Annotated in this window: 13 protein-coding genes and 1 pseudogene; 11 read left to right on the forward strand and 3 right to left on the reverse strand. The window is 61.4% G+C overall.

The window, feature by feature from the left end; genetic code table 11:
- Positions 1–2: 2 nt before the first annotated feature.
- The gene (locus tag BS626_RS13640; RefSeq protein ID WP_075182941.1) at positions 3–980 is read right to left on the reverse strand and encodes an MDR family oxidoreductase; all 978 of its coding nucleotides are present in this window, start codon (positions 978–980) and stop codon (positions 3–5) included.
- 220 nt (positions 981–1,200) lie between these two features.
- Between BS626_RS13640 and csrD the strand changes: the two genes are divergently transcribed.
- From csrD to tldD, 8 genes are all read left to right on the forward strand, one after another.
- A complete protein-coding gene (gene csrD / locus BS626_RS13645; protein ID WP_075182942.1) occupies positions 1,201–3,153 on the forward strand; it encodes an RNase E specificity factor CsrD in 1,953 nt (650 codons plus the stop codon).
- 315 nt (positions 3,154–3,468) lie between these two features.
- Positions 3,469–4,512 (forward strand): rod shape-determining protein MreB, encoded by a 1,044-nt coding sequence (gene mreB / locus BS626_RS13655; protein WP_004385136.1) that lies wholly within the window; start codon positions 3,469–3,471, stop codon positions 4,510–4,512.
- Positions 4,513–4,578: 66 nt separating this feature from the next.
- Positions 4,579–5,586 carry a rod shape-determining protein MreC gene (mreC, locus tag BS626_RS13660; protein ID WP_075182943.1) on the forward strand — a complete coding sequence of 336 codons (1,008 nt, stop codon included), beginning with the start codon at positions 4,579–4,581 and terminating at the stop codon, positions 5,584–5,586.
- Positions 5,583–6,071: a rod shape-determining protein MreD gene (mreD, locus tag BS626_RS13665; protein ID WP_075182944.1), complete on the forward strand. Its 489-nt coding sequence runs from the start codon at positions 5,583–5,585 to the stop codon at positions 6,069–6,071. The genes mreC and mreD overlap by 4 nt, the downstream gene beginning before the upstream one ends.
- Before the next feature lie 11 nt (positions 6,072–6,082).
- Positions 6,083–6,664, forward strand: a complete 582-nt coding sequence (locus BS626_RS13670; RefSeq protein ID WP_075182945.1) for a nucleoside triphosphate pyrophosphatase — start codon at positions 6,083–6,085, stop codon at positions 6,662–6,664.
- A 1-nt stretch (position 6,665) separates the two neighbouring features.
- The gene (gene rng / locus BS626_RS13675) at positions 6,666–8,135 is read left to right on the forward strand and encodes a ribonuclease G (protein WP_075182946.1); all 1,470 of its coding nucleotides are present in this window, start codon (positions 6,666–6,668) and stop codon (positions 8,133–8,135) included.
- 27 nt (positions 8,136–8,162) lie between these two features.
- The gene (gene yhdP / locus BS626_RS13680) at positions 8,163–11,945 is read left to right on the forward strand and encodes an AsmA2 domain-containing protein YhdP (protein WP_075182947.1); all 3,783 of its coding nucleotides are present in this window, start codon (positions 8,163–8,165) and stop codon (positions 11,943–11,945) included.
- A gap of 87 nt (positions 11,946–12,032) precedes the next feature.
- Positions 12,033–13,478, forward strand: coding sequence for a metalloprotease TldD (gene tldD, locus BS626_RS13685; protein WP_075182948.1), 1,446 nt, complete (start codon positions 12,033–12,035; stop codon positions 13,476–13,478).
- A 43-nt stretch (positions 13,479–13,521) separates the two neighbouring features.
- Here the strand turns inward: tldD and BS626_RS18395 are convergent.
- Positions 13,522–13,635: pseudogene (locus BS626_RS18395) on the reverse strand (transcriptional regulator); the annotation flags it as partial.
- Between the two features lie 42 nt (positions 13,636–13,677).
- Complete coding sequence (gene aaeR / locus BS626_RS13690) at positions 13,678–14,595, reverse strand: HTH-type transcriptional activator AaeR (protein WP_075182949.1); 918 nt, start codon at positions 14,593–14,595, stop codon at positions 13,678–13,680.
- A gap of 196 nt (positions 14,596–14,791) precedes the next feature.
- Between aaeR and aaeX the strand changes: the two genes are divergently transcribed.
- From aaeX to aaeB, 3 genes are all read left to right on the forward strand, one after another.
- Entirely contained in the window at positions 14,792–14,995 is a 204-nt protein-coding gene (aaeX, locus tag BS626_RS13695; RefSeq protein WP_075182950.1) for a p-hydroxybenzoic acid efflux pump operon protein AaeX, read from the forward strand.
- A 9-nt stretch (positions 14,996–15,004) separates the two neighbouring features.
- Positions 15,005–15,937 (forward strand): p-hydroxybenzoic acid efflux pump subunit AaeA, encoded by a 933-nt coding sequence (aaeA, locus tag BS626_RS13700; protein ID WP_075182951.1) that lies wholly within the window; start codon positions 15,005–15,007, stop codon positions 15,935–15,937.
- Between the two features lie 76 nt (positions 15,938–16,013).
- Positions 16,014–17,978, forward strand: coding sequence for a p-hydroxybenzoic acid efflux pump subunit AaeB (gene aaeB, locus BS626_RS13705; RefSeq protein ID WP_075182952.1), 1,965 nt, complete (start codon positions 16,014–16,016; stop codon positions 17,976–17,978).
- The last annotated feature ends 12 nt before the right edge of the window (positions 17,979–17,990 follow it).

The following is a 17,990-nucleotide window of genomic DNA, read 5'->3' on the forward strand; positions in this document are numbered from 1 at the left end:
CATTATCGTACCTTCACAAGGGTTCGGCCCTGAATCTCGTTAGCCAGCAATTGGCTGGCAGCCAGTATGACATCCGACAGGGGGATTTCGCTGCTCACGTTTTTATAAAAAGAGTGTGGCAAAATTTTTATAATTTGCCTCCAGGCTGACAAGCGACGAGCGGCAGGAGCGCGCACCGAGTCAATCCCCTGCAGACGCACGTTGCGCAAAATAAACGGCATTACGCTGCCGGGCAGGTCAGCTCCGCCGGCGAGGCCGCAGGTCGCCACCACGCCGCCGTAGCGGCTCTGCGCCAGCACGTTAGCCAGCAGCTGGCCACCGACGGTGTCGACGGCGCCGGCCCACCGCTGTTTTTCCAGCGGGCGGCCCGGCGCGCTCAGTTCGGCGCGGGACAGGATCTCGCTGGCCCCCAACTGCCGCAGATAATCATACGTTTGTGGGCGCCCGCTAACTGCAGTCACCGCATAGCCGAGCGCGTGGAGCAGCGCCACGGCGGTACTGCCGACGCCGCCGCTGGCGCCGCTCACCAGCACCGGACCGGCCTCCGGCGTCACGCCGCCCTCCTGAAGCGCCATGACGCAGAGCATGGCGGTCAGGCCAGCGGTACCGATAATCATCGCCCGGCGGGCATCAAGCCCCTCTGGCAGCGGTACCAACCAGTCTCCCGTGACCCGGGCCTGCTCTGCCATCCCGCCCCAGTGCATTTCGCCGACGCCCCAGCCGGTCAGTATCACCGCCTGACCGACGTGGAAGCGTGGATCTTCACTGTGGTGAACGCGGCCGGCAAAGTCGATGCCGGGCACCATCGGGAAGGCGCGGACGATTTTACCCCGGCCGGTGATCGCCAGCGCGTCCTTATAGTTCAGCCCTGACCAGTCGATATCCACGGTGACGTTTCCGGGGGGCAAACGGGCGGGATCCACCGATTGAAGGGCCGCATGGGTTTGACCATTATGCTGTTCAAGTACGACTGCCTGCATGGAAAACTCCTGGAATGTGCGTGAAGGGGGGCTGCCGGTGGGCCGGCAGCTATACTGATGTCTTGGGCAACATTCTGATAATACGCAAGTCAATGGCCGGTCATTTATGCTATTTTTTTGCGCGCAGCGAGTTCAGACATTTCGGTCGTCGCCCTCTGCACCGCCTCCGGCGGTGGGCAGAGGGGACGGTTCTTATCACCGCAGTGACACAGGCACAGGGATGCGATTAACCACTAAATTGTCCGCGTTTATATCACTACTCAGTTTGCTGACCATGACCCTTATGGTAGTTGGCAGCGCGCTGAGTTTCCTCTGGTTTACGAATCAGCACCTCGGCCAGCGCGTTGAGGCGGTTGCCGCCCAGGTTGACCGCGCCTGGCAGCAGCAGTCACCGGCGGAGATGGCGGTCTGGCTGCGGCAGACGATGGGGCCGCTGCAGATTGAGCGCATTGAGCTGTTCGAGCAGGGGCAGCGGCGTTTAAGTATACAGCAGCATCAGGATGCGCTGCTGGCCCATGAGAAAAATCATTTCAACGATACCCGGCTGCCGCTGCCGTCCCATCCCGGCGGCGAACTGCGGATGCTCTGGCTGGATCCGGCGGATACCCTGTTCAGCTCGCAGCTCGGCCTCTCGCTGCTGGCGGCCCTGGCGGTGGTTCTGGCCCTGATGGTACTGATCCTGCTGCTCTCTCACCGCTGGTTGCGCCAGCAGTTGACCGGGATGGAGCGGCTGGAGGCGCGGGCCGAGGCGCTGCTGAAAGGACAGCGCAGCGGCATTGCGCGCGGTGATGTCCACGAATGGCCGCCGAAAGCCAGCAGCGCGATCGACGTGTTGCTCGGCGAGCTGCGCGATGCGCAGGAGCAGCACACCCGGCTGGATACCCTGATCCGCAGCTTTGCCGCCCAGGATGTCAGTACTGGCCTGAATAACCGGCTGTTTTTTGATAACCAGCTGACTACGCTGCTGGAGGATTCGGAAAACGTCGGGACCCGCGGCGTGGTGATGATGATTCGCCTGCCGGACTTCGATACCCTGACGGACACCTGGGGCGATGCGGCAGTGCGTGAGTACCAGTTTGCGCTGGTCAATATGTTCTCGACCTTTGTGATGCGCTATCCCGCCGCGCTGCTGGCGCGCTATTTTCACAGTGATTTTACCGTCCTGCTTCCCCACCGCAGCCTGAAAGATGCCGGCAGTATCGCGACCCAGCTGATCAACGCCGTGGATTCGCTGCCGCCCACGCCGATGGTGGATCGTCAGGACATGATTCACATCGGCATCAGCGCGTTTCGCAGCGGACAAACCACCCAGCAGGTGATGGAGAGCGTCGAGCTGGCCACCCGCGATGCCGCCCTGACCGGCGGCAACACCTGGTCGGTGGGCAGCGGGCTGCCGGAAGAGGGGCGGGTCATGGGCAGCGTGAAGTGGCGCACCCTGCTGGAGAATACCCTGCAGCGCGGCGGGCCGCGGCTCTATCAGAAACCCGCCGTGACCGACAGTGGTCAGGTCCACCACCGCGAAATGATGACGCGCATCTGGGACGGTGACCAGGAGCTGCTGGCGGCGGAGTACATGCCGCTGGTGCAGCAGATGGGGCTGGCGGAAAGCTTTGATCGTCAGCTGGTGACGCGCATCCTGGCGCTGGCGGCCCTCTGGCCGCAGGAGACGCTGGCGATGCCGATTACCATCGATTCGCTGCTGCAGCACTCCTTTATGCGCTGGCTGCGCGATGCGCTGCTGCACCATACGCAGGCGCAGCGGCAGCGGATTTTAATTGAACTTGCCGAGGCCGAAGTGAGTCAACACTTAAGTCGTCTGCAGCCGGTACTGCGCTTTTTACGCGGTTTTGGCTGCCGCATCGCGGTTAACCAGGCGGGACTGGCGGTAGTGAGCACGGCTTATGTTCGCCACGCCAGTATTGAGATCATTAAGCTGCACCCGGGGTTGGTGCGAAATATTGATAAACGTACCGAAAATCAGCTGTTCGTCAAGAGCCTGGTGGAGGCGTGCAGCCTGACGCCAACCCGGGTGTTCGCCGCCGGCGTGAAGTCGCGAGCGGAGTGGCAAACGCTGGCAGAACTGGGGGTTGCCGGTGGGCAGGGGGATTATTTCTCCCCCTCCGAGCCGGTCAGCAGCAGCGTGAAAAAATATTCCCGGCGATATCGAGTTTAGCCTGCCGCTGACGCGATTTTCACGTAGAATGTCCGCGCGGTGGTGTTACCGACAAGGGTCGTTGGTCAGCCGAAGTGAATGACAAAAATGTTAGATTTTATGAATGTTATGTCCGCTTGCCCGCTCACGATAATGCCGACAGTGCTGCCGTATGGCCTGTGAGAAGCGCGTTTTTTTAGCGGTGGAATCGCTGAACTGTAAAAGTGCGTATTTTGGCCAGTTTAGAGCGTTTTTGCGCCTTGTCGCTGTTACGTGTGGTTGGTACAGTAAGCGGATTTTATTTTCCGCCCCCAGCTTGCAGGATTATCCTTTAGTATGTTTAAAAAATTTCGTGGCATGTTTTCCAACGACTTGTCCATCGACCTGGGTACCGCCAATACCCTCATCTATGTAAAAGGGCAGGGCATTGTCCTGAATGAACCGTCAGTGGTCGCTATCCGTCAGGACAGGGCCGGTTCGCCGAAAAGCGTCGCGGCCGTGGGTCACGAAGCTAAACAGATGCTGGGGCGTACGCCGGGTAATATCGCGGCGATTCGTCCGATGAAAGACGGCGTGATTGCCGACTTCTTCGTCACAGAGAAGATGCTGCAGCACTTCATCAAACAGGTACACAGCAACAGTTTTATGCGCCCCAGCCCGCGCGTGCTGGTGTGTGTACCGGTCGGAGCCACCCAGGTAGAGCGTCGCGCCATCCGTGAATCCGCCCAGGGTGCGGGCGCGCGTGAAGTCTTCCTGATCGAAGAGCCGATGGCTGCCGCCATCGGTGCCGGCCTGCCGGTATCTGAAGCCACCGGTTCCATGGTGGTGGATATCGGCGGGGGCACCACGGAAGTGGCGGTGATCTCCCTGAACGGCGTGGTCTACTCCTCCTCTGTGCGCATCGGCGGTGATCGCTTCGACGAAGCGATCATCAATTACGTGCGTCGTAACTACGGTTCACTGATTGGTGAAGCGACCGCTGAGCGAATCAAGCATGAAATCGGTTCTGCCTATCCCGGGGACGAAGTGCGCGAAATCGAGGTGCGCGGGCGTAACCTGGCCGAGGGCGTGCCACGCGGCTTTACGCTGAATTCTAACGAGATTCTCGAAGCACTGCAGGAACCGCTGACCGGCATCGTCAGCGCGGTGATGGTGGCGCTGGAGCAGTGCCCACCGGAGCTGGCCTCTGATATTTCCGAGCGCGGTATGGTGCTGACCGGAGGGGGGGCGCTGCTGCGTAACCTGGACCGCCTGCTGATGGAAGAGACCGGTATTCCGGTGGTCGTGGCCGAAGATCCGCTAACCTGTGTGGCTCGCGGTGGCGGCAAGGCGCTGGAAATGATCGACATGCACGGCGGCGATTTGTTCAGCGAAGAGTAATCCATCCGCTGAGAGGGAGCGAGTTATCGCTCCCTTCTGACTGTTGTCGAGGAAAGCGCCAAATCTATGAAGCCTATTTTTAGCAGGGGCCCTTCCCTGCAACTGCGCCTTTTTTTGGCGGTACTGGTTGCCATCGGCGTGATCATTGCCGACAGCCGCATCGGTACGTTTACCCAAATCCGTAGCTATCTGGATACGGCCGTCAGTCCTTTCTATTTTCTGGCCAACGGGCCGCGTCAAATTCTGGACAATGTGGCAGACACGCTGGCTTCCCGTCAGCAGCTGGCGCTGGAAAACCGCGCCCTGCATCGTGAACTGATCCTGAAAAACAGCGAGCTGCTGATGCTTGGCCAGTATAAGCAGGAAAACGCGCGTCTGCGTGAACTGCTTGGTTCACCGCTGCGTCAGGACGAGCACAAGATGGTGACGCAGGTGATCTCGACCGGCGCCGATCCCTACACCGATCAGGTAGTGATAGATAAAGGCAGCGTCAACGGTGTGTATGAAGGTCAGCCGGTCATCAGTGATAAAGGCGTCGTCGGTCAGGTGATCGCGGTTGGCAAAGTGACCAGCCGCGTGCTGCTGATCTGCGATGCGTCCAGCGCGCTGCCGATTCAGGTTCTGCGTAATGATATTCGCGTGATTGCCGCCGGTAACGGCTGCAGTGACGATTTGCAGCTGGAGCACCTGCCCGGCAATACCGACATTCGCGTCGGCGATGTGCTGGTGACCTCCGGTCTGGGCGGCCGCTTCCCGGAAGGGTATCCGGTTGGCGTTGTCTCCTCGGTAAAAGTGGATACCCAGCGTGCTTACACGGTGATTTCGGCCCGTCCGACGGCGGGCCTGCAGCGCCTGCGTTATCTGCTGCTGATGTGGGGCGGCGATCCGACCGGTACCTCACCGCTGCCGCCGGATGAAGTGCATCGCGTGGCGAATGAGCGACTGATGCAAATGCTGCCGCAGGTGCTGCCGGCGCCGAGCCAGATGATGGGGCCGCCGGCACCGCCGCGCGCGGCCTTTGTCGGTCCGCCGGCGCCGACCGCCGGCCAGCACGCCTCGGGGGCGCGTCCTTGAGCGGCTACCGTAGCCAGGGACGCTGGGTCATCTGGTTGTCATTTCTGGCCGCTCTGGTGCTGCAGATCATGCCCTGGCCGGAATCGCTAACAATGCTGCGTCCCTCGTGGCTGCTGCTGATTCTGCTGTACTGGATACTGGCGCTGCCGCACCGGGTCAACGTCGGTACCGGTTTTTTGCTGGGTGCAATCATGGATCTGATTGCCGGCTCCACGCTCGGCGTGCGGGCGTTGGCGCTCAGCATTATCGCCTATCTGGTGGCCTTTAAGTTTCAGCTGTTTCGCAATCTGGCGCTGTGGCAACAGGCGCTGATGGTGATGGTGCTGTCACTGGCGATGGACGTAATTGTGTTCTGGGCGGAATTTCTGGTGATTAACATCGCTTTCCGCCCGGAGATTTTCTGGAGCAGCATCGTTGACGGCCTGCTCTGGCCGTGGATTTTTTTGTTGATGCGCAAAGTCAGGCACCGCTTTGCGGTGCAATAATAAGGATAATTATGCTCTCCCTCTACCTTGCCTCTGGCTCTCCCCGCCGCCGCGAGCTGCTCAACCAGCTCGGGGTAGATTTTGCCCGTCTGGCCACCTCGGTAGAGGAGCAGCGTCGGGCTGACGAAGCGCCGGCGGACTACGTGTTGCGGCTGGCCTGCGAAAAAGCCCGGGCGGGCGTTGCCGTTGCCGAGCGTGATTTACCGGTGCTGGGCGCCGACACCATTGTGGTGCTGGGCGATCGGGTGCTGGAGAAACCGCGCGATGCCGCCGAGGCCGCCGGGATGTTGCGCAGCCTCTCCGGCCAGACCCACCGGGTTCTGACCGCCGTGGCGCTGGCCGATCGCACGCGCCTGAAGTCCTGCCTGGTGGAGACGGCAGTGACCTTCCGCACGCTGAGCGAGGCGGATATTACCGCTTACGTGGCCAGCGGTGAGCCGATGGACAAAGCCGGCGCCTACGGTATTCAGGGGCTGGGCGGCGCGTTTGTGCGGAAGATTGATGGCAGCTATCCGGCTGTGGTTGGCCTCCCGCTGGTTGAAACTCTGGAGCTACTCAATGACTTTAGCGCGCAACGCCAGGAGCGAAAATAATATGACGGCCGAATTGCTGGTGAATATTACGCCGGCAGAAACCCGCGTCGCTTATATCGACGGCGGGATCCTGCAAGAGATCCACATCGAGCGCGAAGCGCGGCGCGGTATCGTCGGCAATATTTATAAGGGGCGGGTGAGTCGGGTGCTGCCGGGGATGCAGGCCGCTTTTGTAGATATCGGTCTGGAAAAGGCGGCGTTTTTGCACGCCTCGGACATCGTTCCGCACACCGAATGCGTGGCGGGGGAAGAGCAGAAAAATTTTAACGTGCGCGATATCGCCGAGCTGGTGCGTCAGGGCCAGGATCTGGTGGTGCAGGTGGTAAAAGACCCGCTCGGCACCAAGGGCGCACGCCTGACCACCGATATCACCTTGCCGTCACGCTATCTGGTGTTTATGCCCGGTGCGTCGCACGTGGGCGTTTCGCAGCGCATTGAAAGCGAAGCGGAGCGCGAGCGGCTGAAAAAGGTGGTGGCCCCGTGGTGTGACGATCAGGGTGGCTTTATTATCCGCACCGCTGCCGAAGGGGTGCGCGAGGAGGAGCTGGCGCAGGACGCCGCGTTTCTGAAGCGGCTGTGGAACAAGGTCATGGAGCGTAAAAAACGTAACCAGACCCGTATCCGCCTGTACGGTGAGGTGGCGCTGTCGCAGCGTATCCTGCGTGATTTTGCCGGAGCGGCCCTCGATCGGATCCGCGTGGATTCCCGCCTGACGTATGAGATGCTGCTGGAATTTACTGCCGAATACATTCCGGAAATGACCGCCAGGCTGGAGCACTACGCTGGCAAACAGCCGATATTTGATCTGTACGACGTGGAAAATGAGATTCAGCGCTCGCTGGATCGCAAGGTAGAGCTGAAGTCGGGCGGCTACCTGATCATCGATCAGACCGAAGCGATGACCACCATTGATATCAATACCGGCGCCTTCGTAGGGCATCGCAATCTCGATGAAACCATCTTCAATACCAATGTTGAAGCCACCCAGGCGATTGCCCGTCAGCTGCGGCTGCGCAACCTCGGCGGCATCATCATTATCGATTTTATCGACATGAGTAATGAAGAACACCGCCGCCGCGTGCTGCACTCGCTGGAGCAGGCGCTGAGCAAAGATCGGGTGAAAACCAGCATCAGCGGTTTTTCCCAGCTAGGGCTGGTAGAGATGACCCGCAAGCGGACCCGCGAAAGCATCGAGCACGTGCTGTGTCACGACTGCCCGGTGTGTAAAGGGCGCGGCACGCTGAAAACCGTCGAAACCGTGTGTTATGAAATCATGCGTGAAATTGTGCGCGTGCATCACGCTTACGATGCCGATCGCTTCCTGGTCTATGCGTCACCGGCGGTGGGGGAGGCGCTGAAAAGCGAAGAGTCACACGCGCTGGCCGAGGTGGAGATCTTTGTCGGTAAGCAGGTAAACGTTCAGATTGAACCGCTCTATACTCAGGAGCAGTTTGATGTGGTGATGATGTAGCGGTCGATGGCTCTCAGGGAGGCGTGAGTGAAGCAACTGCCGAGGATCTTGTTACTGACAGGGGCAATCGCGATCGTGGTCGTGGCCCTGCTGGTCAGCGGCCTGCGGCTGTTTCTGCCGCACCTGGATCACTATCGCCAGCCGATCCTGCAGATGCTCTCTTCGCTCAGCGGCAGCACACTCCAGGCGGATCGGCTCGATGCCCGCTGGGAAAACTTTGGTCCGGTGTTGGAGGTACAGAACCTGCGCGCCGCACTGCCAAAGGAGACTTCGCTGCAGGTTAACCGCATCACGCTGGCGCTGGATGTCTGGCAATCGCTGCTTCACGCCCGCTGGCAGTTTCGCGATCTGACCTTCTGGCAGCTGCACCTGGACACCCCGCAGCCGCTGTTTGAGGGCGACAGCAGCCAGCCCGCGCGGCTGCAGCCCAATCAGCTGACGGATCTGTTTCTGCGCCAGTTTGACCATTTTGACCTGCGCGACAGCACGTTCCGCTTTATGACCCCCTCCGGTCAGCAGGCCGAGCTAAGCATGCCGCGCCTCACCTGGCTGAATGAGCCGCAGCGCCACCGCGCAGAGGGGGAAGTGAGCCTTGCATCACTGACCGGTCAGCACGGCGTGGTGCAGCTGCGCCTCGATTTGCGCGATCAGCAGGGGCTGCTGGACAGCGGCCGGATCTGGCTGCAGGCGGACGATATTGATGTGAAGCCCTGGCTGGGGCAGTGGATGCGGGATAACACCTCTCTGACCAGTGCCCGCTTCAGCCTGTCGGCGTGGGTCAGCCTTGAACAGGGAACGGTGGCCGCGGGCGATCTGCTGCTGCATCACGGCGGCGCACGCTGGCAAGGCGACGGGCAGAGGCACTCGCTGGCGGTCAATAATCTCACCGCGCACCTGTCGCGCGCCGGCCGCGGCTGGGCGCTCAACATCCCCAATACGCATATGCAAACCGATGGCCAGGCCTGGCCTGATGGGCACGTAGGGCTGCTTTGGCTGCCGGCGAAGTCGCCCGGCGGCGGCGAGATGCGCCTGCGCGCGACCCGGCTGGATCTGGCACGGGTGGATCCGCTGCTGCCGCTGCTGTCCGGACTCTCGCCGGCGCTGCTGGACACCTGGCGGGCCATGCAGCCGCGCGGCCAGCTGGATGCGCTGGCGCTGGATATTCCACTGGCAGAGCCGGAAAGTACCCGCTTTCAGGCGCGCTGGCGTAATCTGAGCTGGCAGCCGTGGAAGCTGGTGCCCGGCATGCAGCATGTTGCCGGCAGCCTGAGCGGCAGCGTCAACGATGGCCGGGTGGTTCTGGACGTGCAGCAGGCGACCGTGCCTTATGACGCGATGTTCCACGCGCCGCTGGCGATCCAGCGGGCCAGCGGTAGCCTGAGCTGGCAGTACAACGCCGACGGTGTCGCCCTGCAGGGGCGCGATCTCGATGTGCGTGCGACCTCGCTGTGGGCAACGGGCGATTTTCGCTGGTCGCAGCCGAAGTCGGGTGCGCCGCGGCTGGATATTCTGGCCGGGATTAACCTGAGCGACGCCGCCGAAGCCTGGCGTTACTTTCCGGAGCCGCTCATGGGACAGGATCTCGTCGACTACCTGAGCGGCGCACTGAAGGGCGGCCACGTCAACAACGCAACGCTGCTGTTTGCCGGCGATCCGTCGCGTTTTCCGTTCCGTCACCACGACGGGCAGTTTCAGGTTTCGGTGCCGCTGCGCGATGCCAGCTTTGCCTTTCAGCCTGGCTGGCCGGCGCTGTCGCCACTCGATGCCGATCTTGATTTCCGCAATGATGGGCTGTGGATCCGCGCGCCGTCGGTTGCGCTGGGCAAGGTCGACGGAAACGCAATCAGCGCGGTGATCCCCGACTACCTGAAAGAAACGCTGATCATTGACGGCGAGGTGCGCGGCACCGGACAGGCGGTCGGTGACTATTTTCAGCAGACCCCGCTGCGGGATTCGCTGGGGGCGGCGCTGGAGGCGTTACAGATAGGCGGTAGCGTCGGCGGCCACCTGCATCTGACCATTCCGCTCAACGGCGAGGAGGTAGAGGCGCGCGGTAATGTGGATCTGCGCGACAACAGTCTGCTGATTAAGCCGCTGGAGACGACCCTCACCGATCTGTCCGGCCAGTTCCGCTACCGAAACGGCGATCTGGAGAGCGATACCCTCAGCGCCCGCTGGTTTGGACAGCCGACCCGGATCCGCTTTACGACCAATGAACAGCCGGAGGCGTTTCACGTCGGAGTGACTCTGCAGGGCGACTGGGCGCTAAACCGGCTGGTGGGCATCCCGCACGCCGTGGCGCAGCGCTTGCAGGGCAGCGTGCCCTGGCAGGGTGATGTGGCCCTGACCTTGCCCCCGCGCGGCGGGGCTCGCTACGACGTGCAGGTCAACGGTAATTTACAGGGCGTCGCCAGTACGCTGCCGGCTCCGCTGGCAAAAGCCCGCGGGGAGTCGCTGCCGGTGAAGCTGGTGGCGCAGGGCGATCTGAAGCACTTTACGCTTAGCGGCAACATCGGCCCGCAGCAGCGTTTTAACAGCCGCTGGCTGCTGGGAGAGACCCTGCGGTTGGATCGCGGTGTGCTGGTGAACGACGCCAGACGCACGCCGCCGCTGCCGGCGACGCCGGGAATGACGCTCAATCTGCCTCCGCTGGACGGTGAGGCCTGGGCCACGCTGCTGGCCGCCGGAGAGTCTGGAAACCGTGCGGCCAGCGCCGCGCTGCCGGGAAATATCATGCTGTTAACGCCGCGCGTGGCGCTGGGCGGCCAGGACTGGCACGATGTCTCAACCACGCTCTCGCCGCTGGCGGGAGGCGGTACGCAGCTCGCCGTGCGCAGCCGCGAGCTGAACGGGGGCCTGACGATGCCTGCGGCGGGCCGCTGGCAGGCGAATATCCGCTATCTCTATTACAATCCGGGCCGCTTCCCCGGTGCGGAAGGCGGTGCCAGCGCGTCGCCCGCCCCGCGCGTCGATTTCAGCGACTGGCCTGCGCTAAACCTGCACTGCGAGGATTGCTGGGTGCGCGGGCAAAAGCTGGGGCGGGTGAGTGCCGATCTGACGCCGCGTCGCGATGTGCTGACGCTGAGCAACGGCCTGATCGATACCGGCACCGCGCGGCTGACCGCCAGTGGGGAGTGGGTTAACCGACCCGGTGCGGCACGCACATCGCTGAAGGGAACGCTGAGCGGTAAGAAAATTAACGCGGCGATAAACTGGTTCGGTCTCAATTCGCCGCTGCAGGATGCCCCGTTCAAGCTGGACTACGATTTGCACTGGCGCGCCGCGCCGTGGCAGCCTTCGCCGGAAACCCTGAGCGGCGTGCTGAAGTCCTCTCTGGGTGCCGGACACATCGCCGATGTGAACACCGGGCGCGCCGGCCAGCTGCTGCGGCTGTTTAGCTTCGATGCCCTGCTGCGTAAGCTGCGGCTGGACTTCAGCGATACTTTTAGTCAGGGCTTTTACTTTGATTCAATCACCGGCACGGCCTGGATCAAAGACGGTGTGATGCGTACTGAAAATCTGCTGATCGACGGGCTGGAAGCGGACATTGCCATGCAGGGCGATATCGATCTCGTGCGGCGGCGTATTAATATGGAAGCGGTGGTCGCACCGGAGATCTCGGCCTCGGTCGGGGTGGCGGCGGCGTTTGCTGTGAACCCGATTGTCGGCGCGGCGGTGTTTGCCGCCAGCAAGGTTCTGGCACCGCTGTGGAATAAAATCTCGCTACTGCGCTATCACATCAGCGGACCGATTGATAAACCGGAAATTAACGAGGTGCTGCGCAAACCCCGTAACGACCGTTCACGCTGAGTTTGACGCGCCGCGGGAATTGCCGCAGTCTGTCTTTCTGTTTCTTTGCTTCCTCCGGCTGCCGGGGGATGACTACGAGTAAAAATCATGAGCCTGAATTTCGTCACCGAGCAGTTACTGACTGCTAACCATCTCTCCCGGCAAGATTTGTTCACTATGCTGGGCATGCTCTCCGAGCGGCGGCTCGACTACGGTGATCTCTATTTCCAGTCCAGCTACCACGAATCCTGGGTGCTGGAGGACGGCATCATCAAGGACGGCTCCTGGAACATTGACCAGGGCGTCGGCGTGCGGGCGGTCAGCGGTGAGAAAACCGGTTTTGCCTACGCCGACCAGATTACCCTGATGGCGCTTGAGCAGAGCGCCCGGGCGGCCCGCAGTATCGTGCAGGAGCAGGGCAACGGCCAGACGCAGGCGCTGCATGCGGTGCAGCACCGCGCACGGTATCCGGCGATAGATCCCCTGGGCAGCCTGACCCGCGAAGAGAAAGTGGCGCTGCTGCACCGCGTCGATCGCGCGGCGCGCGCGGCGGATAGCCGGGTGCAGGAGGTGACCGCCAGCCTGACCGGCGTGTACGAAACCGTGCTGGTGGCGGCCACCGACGGGACGCTGGCTGCCGATGTGCGCCCGCTGGTGCGCCTGTCGGTCAGCGTGCTGGTGGAGGAGGACGGCAAGCGCGAGCGCGGCAGCAGCGGCGGCGGCGGACGCAGCGGTTATCCCTTTTTTCTGGCCGATGAGAACGGCGAAGTGCGCGCCGAAGCCTGGGCGCGCGAGGCGGTGCGGATGGCACTGGTGAATCTGCATGCGGTAGCGGCACCGGCCGGTGCATTTCCGGTGGTGCTGGGCGCGGGCTGGCCGGGCGTGCTGCTGCATGAAGCAGTTGGGCACGGGCTGGAGGGCGACTTTAATCGCCGCGGTACCTCCATGTTCAGCGGTCAGATGGGGCAGCAGGTGGCCTCTCCGCTCTGTACCGTGGTGGATGACGGCACGCCGGAAGGGCTGCGCGGCTCGCTGGCGATCGACGACGAAGGGGTGCCGGGGCAGTATAATGTGCTGATTGAGAACGGTATCCTGAAGGGGCATATTCAGGATAAGCTGAACGCCCGCCTGATGGGGGTTGCGCCGACCGGAAACGGGCGGCGTGAATCCTATGCTCACCTGCCGATGCCGCGAATGACCAACACCTACATGCTGGCGGGGCACTCGACCCCGCAGGAGATTATTGAGAGCGTGGATTACGGCCTGTATGCCCCCAACTTTGGCGGTGGCCAGGTGGACATCACCTCCGGGAAGTTTGTCTTCTCCACCTCGGAGGCCTATCTGATTGAGAAGGGCAAAATCACCCGGCCGGTTAAGGGCGCGACGCTGATTGGCTCCGGCATTGAGGCGATGCAGCAGATCTCGATGGTCGGTAACGATCTGGCGCTGGATAAAGGCGTTGGCGTGTGCGGTAAAGAGGGGCAAAGCGTGCCGGTTGGCGTCGGACAGCCGACGCTGAAGCTGGATAAAATGACCATCGGCGGTACGGCCTGACGATCTGCCACGCGCCGCCTGGCGTCGCGGCCGCCGCCGCCCGCTAGCGCGCGTGCGGATCGAGATAGTGCCAGGCTACCTGGCGGAAGTCGTCGGTCAGATAATTTATGCAGACCTGCACCTTCAGCGGCAGCTTATCCTTTTCGGTGTAGAGCGCGCACACCGGCCGCGCGCCGCCTGGCGTCGCGGCAGCCGCCCGCTAGCGCGCGTGCGGATCGAGATAGTGCCGGGCTACCTGGCGGAAGTAGTCGGTCAGATAATTTATACAGACCTGCACCTTCAGCGGCAGCTTATCCTTTTCGGTGTAGAGCGCGTACACCGGCCGCGGCGCCGACTGGTAGCGGCTGAACAGGATCTCCAGTTCGCCGGCCTTGATCTCATCAATTACCCACATCAGCGGCACAAACGCGACGCCGGCCCCGGTTTTTAGCCAGCGGTTCAGGGTTTGCGGATCGTTCGTCGTAAAGCGCCCACTGGGCGTGATGCGGGTTACCACCCCCTCCGGTGAAACCAGCTCAAAAGCGTTGTCCGGCCGTACGCTGTACTCCAGCCAGTGGGTGTCGGCAATGTCGGCCGGCTTATCCGGCACGCCCTGCTCCAGCAGCCAGCTTTTGGCCGCGCAGACCACCATCGGCATCGAGCCCAGGCGGCGGGAAAACAAACTGGAGTCGCGCAGTTCACCCACGCGGATCACCAGGTCCAGCCCGTCGGCTATCAGGTCCGGCGCCGGGATCCCCGACACCAGATGAACGTTCAATCCCGGATAGGCCTTCAGCATTTCCGCCGTCATCGTCGCCAGGACGTTTTGCGCCATGGTCGAGGAGCTGCCAAGGCGCAGCGTCCCAATCGGCGTATTGTTGAACGCGTACAGCTGTTCGTGTACCGCCTGCGCTTCAGACAGCATCCGGCGGCAGCCTTGATAATAAATTCGACCGGCTTCGGTCAGGCCAAGGCTGCGGGTGCTGCGATTCAGTAGCTTGATATGTAATTCATCTTCCAGTTTTGCCACAGTCTGGCTGACTGAGGAGACACTCATCTGCAGCTGGCGAGCCGCCGCGGTAAATGACCCCATTTCAACCACTTTAGCGAAAACTGACATACCGCGTAGTCTTTCCATTTTTCACTCTGGCTTAAAAGTGATTTAGATCACATTCAGTAGATCGCACATAGTCAGCCGCGTTACTATACGGCGTCGCTCCCTCGTCAGGTTTACTGCTTCCTGGTTTACTGTGCTTCCACTACGCTTAACGGAGTGGCGGTGGCGTATTGGCAGGCCGGGCGAAACACCGACACTGAACTTTACAGGATAATGTATGAGCGTGCTTCCGGTTATGGTGCTGTTTGGGCTCTCTTTTCCGCCCATCTTCTTTGAAATCATCGTTTCACTGCTGCTGTTTTGGCTGGTGCAGAAACTGCTGGTTCCCACCGGGATCTATGGCCTGGTCTGGCATCCGGCGCTGTTCAATACCGCACTCTTTTGTTGCCTGTTCTGGCTGGTCTCTGCTCTGTTTGTCTGAGGTTCGTTTGTGAAAACATTTATAAAAAAGATTACTCGCTATGCTATCACCTGCCTGTTGGTCATCATCGCAGCCATCGTGATTTTCCGCACCTGGGTGTTTTATACCGAGTCGCCGTGGACGCGGGACGCGAAGTTTTCCGCCGACGTAATCGCGATTGCCCCGGACGTCACCGGGCTGATTACCGAGGTGCGCGTGCGCGACAATCAGCTGGTGAAGAAAGGGGACGTCCTGTTTGTCATCGATCGCCCACGCTTTGAAAAAGCGCTGGCGGAAGCCGAAGCCGACGTCGCTTACTACCAGTCGCTGGTCAGTGAAAAACGCCGCGAGGCCGGCCGGCGCAACACGCTGGGCGTGCAGGCCATGTCGCGCGAGCAGATTGAGCAGTCCAACAGCGATTTGCAAACTACCGAGCATCAGCTGGCGAAAGCTCAGGCGACCCGGGATCTGGCTAAACTGGACCTCGCCCGCACGGTCATTAGCGCACCGGCCGATGGCTGGGTAACTAACCTCAACGTCTATCCGGGGGAGTTTATTACCCGCGGGTCGACGGCGGTGGCGCTGGTTCAGCAGCATAGCTTTTACGTGCAGGCGTATATGGAAGAGACCAAGCTGGAGCACATCCGTCCGGGCTATCGGGTTGAGATAACCCCGCTGGGCAGCAATCGCGTGCTGCACGGCACGGTGGACAGCGTGGCGGCAGGGGTGACCAACAGCAGTAGCTCTCGCGACAGCAAAGGGATGGCAACGGTGGATTCGAATCTGGAGTGGGTCCGGCTGGCGCAGCGTGTGCCGGTACGCATTCGCCTCGATCGGCAGTATGGCGATCTCTATCCGGCGGGCACCACCGCGACGGTGGTGATTACCGGTCAAACCGATCGCGCCGGAGAAGAGACGTCGCCGGTGATGAAACTGCTGCATCGCCTGCGTGAATTTGGCTGACGGGCGTACGCCTCCCCGGTCGCCGCCGCCCGAACGGGCGGCGGCGTGATGCCCCTGTTAAGAGACACTCGCTGCTATGCCCGAACTTCTTTCCTATCGTATTCGCTTTCCCCTGAAGCTCACGCTGGCGGTCCTGCTGGCGCTGCTGCTTGGTTTTGAGTTTAATCTGGAAACGCCGCGCTGGGCGGTGATGACCGCGGCGATCGTCGCCGGCGGCACCGCGTTTGTGGCCGGTGGCGATCCCTACTCCGGCGCGCTGCGCTACCGCGGCCTGCTGCGCATCATCGGCACCTTTATCGGCTGCATTGCCGCGCTGACGATCATGATTGCCACCGCGCGCGCACCGGCCATCATGCTGCTGCTGTGCTGCCTGTGGGCCGGTTTTTCGGTGTGGATCTCGTCACTGATTAAAGTCGAAAACTCCTACGCCATGGGGTTGGCGGGCTATACGGCGCTGATCATTGTGGTGACGGTGAATGCCAATGGTTCGCTGCTGCTGGCGCCACAGTTTGCCGTGGAGCGCTGCAGCGAAATCGTTATCGGTATCGTCTGTGCGGTGCTGGCGGACCTGGTATTTACGCCGCGATCGGTAAAAAAAGATATCGATCGCGAGATTGAACAGCTGCTGCTTGATCACTATAAGCTGCTGCAGAGCTGTATTGCCCATGAGGATAAAGAGGATGTGGACCGCCAGTGGGCCAGCCTGGTGCGACGCACTACCGCGCTGGGCGGCATGCGGAGCAACCTGATGATGGAGTCCGCTCACTGGCGTAATACCAGCCGCCGGCTGAAGTCGCTGCATACGCTGTCGCTGATGTTGATAACTCAGGCCTGTGAAACCTTTTTGATTCTCAATACGCGGCCGGCCTATCTGCCCGCGCAGTATCGACTGTTTTTTGCCCGGCCGGTGAACAGCGTGCAGGATGTGCATCGCCGGGTAAAAGTGATGCGCCGGGTGGCGGCCAGCAACAAAAGCAATATTCCGGCGACGCTGAGCCACTGGGTCTCCGCGGCCTCTCGCTACATGATGCTGATGAAAGGCATTAAATCCAATGTGCGGATTGGTCGACGGGAGGAGGACGTGCTGGTGAACGACGTAGTGATAAAGGCGCCGCCGGCAGAAACCCACCACGCGATGATTAACGGCGTACGCACGTTTGTGGCCACCGGACTGGGTGCCCTGTTCTGGCTCTGGACCGGCTGGACTTCCGGCAGCGGCTGTATTGTGATGCTGGGGGTGATTACCGCGCTGGCGATGCGCACGCCAAATCCGCTGATGATGGCGAAGGACTTCCTGTACGGGATGATCGTAGCCTTTCCTCTGGGGGCGCTGTGGTTCATGTTTGTGATGCCGGCGACCCAGCAGAGTATCGTGCTGTTGGCGATTGCGATTGGGTTACTGGCGTTTGTCGCCGGTATTTTTATCCAGCGGCGTCAGATCGGTACGCTGGGGGCGTTCGTCGGCACGCTGAATATTCTGGTGCTGGATAACCCGATGCACTTCGAAACCTCGCTGTTTATCGACAGCGCACTGGGGCAGATGATAGGCGCCGCGCTGGCGACGATGGTGATCCTGCTGATTCGCGACAATTCGAAGGCCCGCACCGGGCGTAAAATCCTCAACCGGCTGATGTCGGCGGCGGTCTCGGCGATGACCACCAACCGGGCTCGCCGGCGCGAGAATCATCTGCCGGCGCTGTACCAGCAGCTGTTTCTGCTGCTCAATACCTTCCCCGGGGATATTGATAAGTTTCGCCTGGCGCTGACGCTGATCATTGGTCATCAGCGGCTGCGCAGCGCCGAGGTGCCAATCAATGACGATCTCTCCGCCTTTCACCGCCGCCTGCGTCACACCGCTGACCGGGTGGTCGCCGCCAGCAGCGACAGCGCCCGCCAGCGTCATTTTCAGCAGCTGCTCAGCGAGCTGAATACCTATCAGCAAAAGCTGGTGACGTATGACGCCCCGGTCAGCGTGACGGAACCGGTGGGGCGGCTGGTGGATGTCCTGCATCGCTATCAGCATACGCTGATTCAAATCTAGCCGCCGGGCGCC

This window comes from Pantoea sp. 1.19 (assembly GCF_001922585.1).
In the GTDB taxonomy this organism is placed as follows: Bacteria; Pseudomonadota; Gammaproteobacteria; order Enterobacterales; family Enterobacteriaceae; genus 1-19.

Excerpts from the sequence above, each read along its gene's own strand:
- BS626_RS13640 (WP_075182941.1), bottom strand. The coding sequence starts at position 980 with ATGCAGGCAGTCGTACTTGAACAGCATAATGGTCAAACCCATGCGGCC.
- csrD (WP_075182942.1), top strand. The coding sequence starts at position 1,201 with ATGCGATTAACCACTAAATTGTCCGCGTTTATATCACTACTCAGTTTG.
- mreB (WP_004385136.1), top strand. The coding sequence starts at position 3,469 with ATGTTTAAAAAATTTCGTGGCATGTTTTCCAACGACTTGTCCATCGAC.
- mreC (WP_075182943.1), top strand. The coding sequence starts at position 4,579 with ATGAAGCCTATTTTTAGCAGGGGCCCTTCCCTGCAACTGCGCCTTTTT.
- BS626_RS13670 (WP_075182945.1), top strand. The coding sequence starts at position 6,083 with ATGCTCTCCCTCTACCTTGCCTCTGGCTCTCCCCGCCGCCGCGAGCTG.
- rng (WP_075182946.1), top strand. The coding sequence starts at position 6,666 with ATGACGGCCGAATTGCTGGTGAATATTACGCCGGCAGAAACCCGCGTC.
- tldD (WP_075182948.1), top strand. The coding sequence starts at position 12,033 with ATGAGCCTGAATTTCGTCACCGAGCAGTTACTGACTGCTAACCATCTC.
- aaeR (WP_075182949.1), bottom strand. The coding sequence starts at position 14,595 with ATGGAAAGACTACGCGGTATGTCAGTTTTCGCTAAAGTGGTTGAAATG.
- aaeX (WP_075182950.1), top strand. The coding sequence starts at position 14,792 with ATGAGCGTGCTTCCGGTTATGGTGCTGTTTGGGCTCTCTTTTCCGCCC.
- aaeB (WP_075182952.1), top strand. The coding sequence starts at position 16,014 with ATGCCCGAACTTCTTTCCTATCGTATTCGCTTTCCCCTGAAGCTCACG.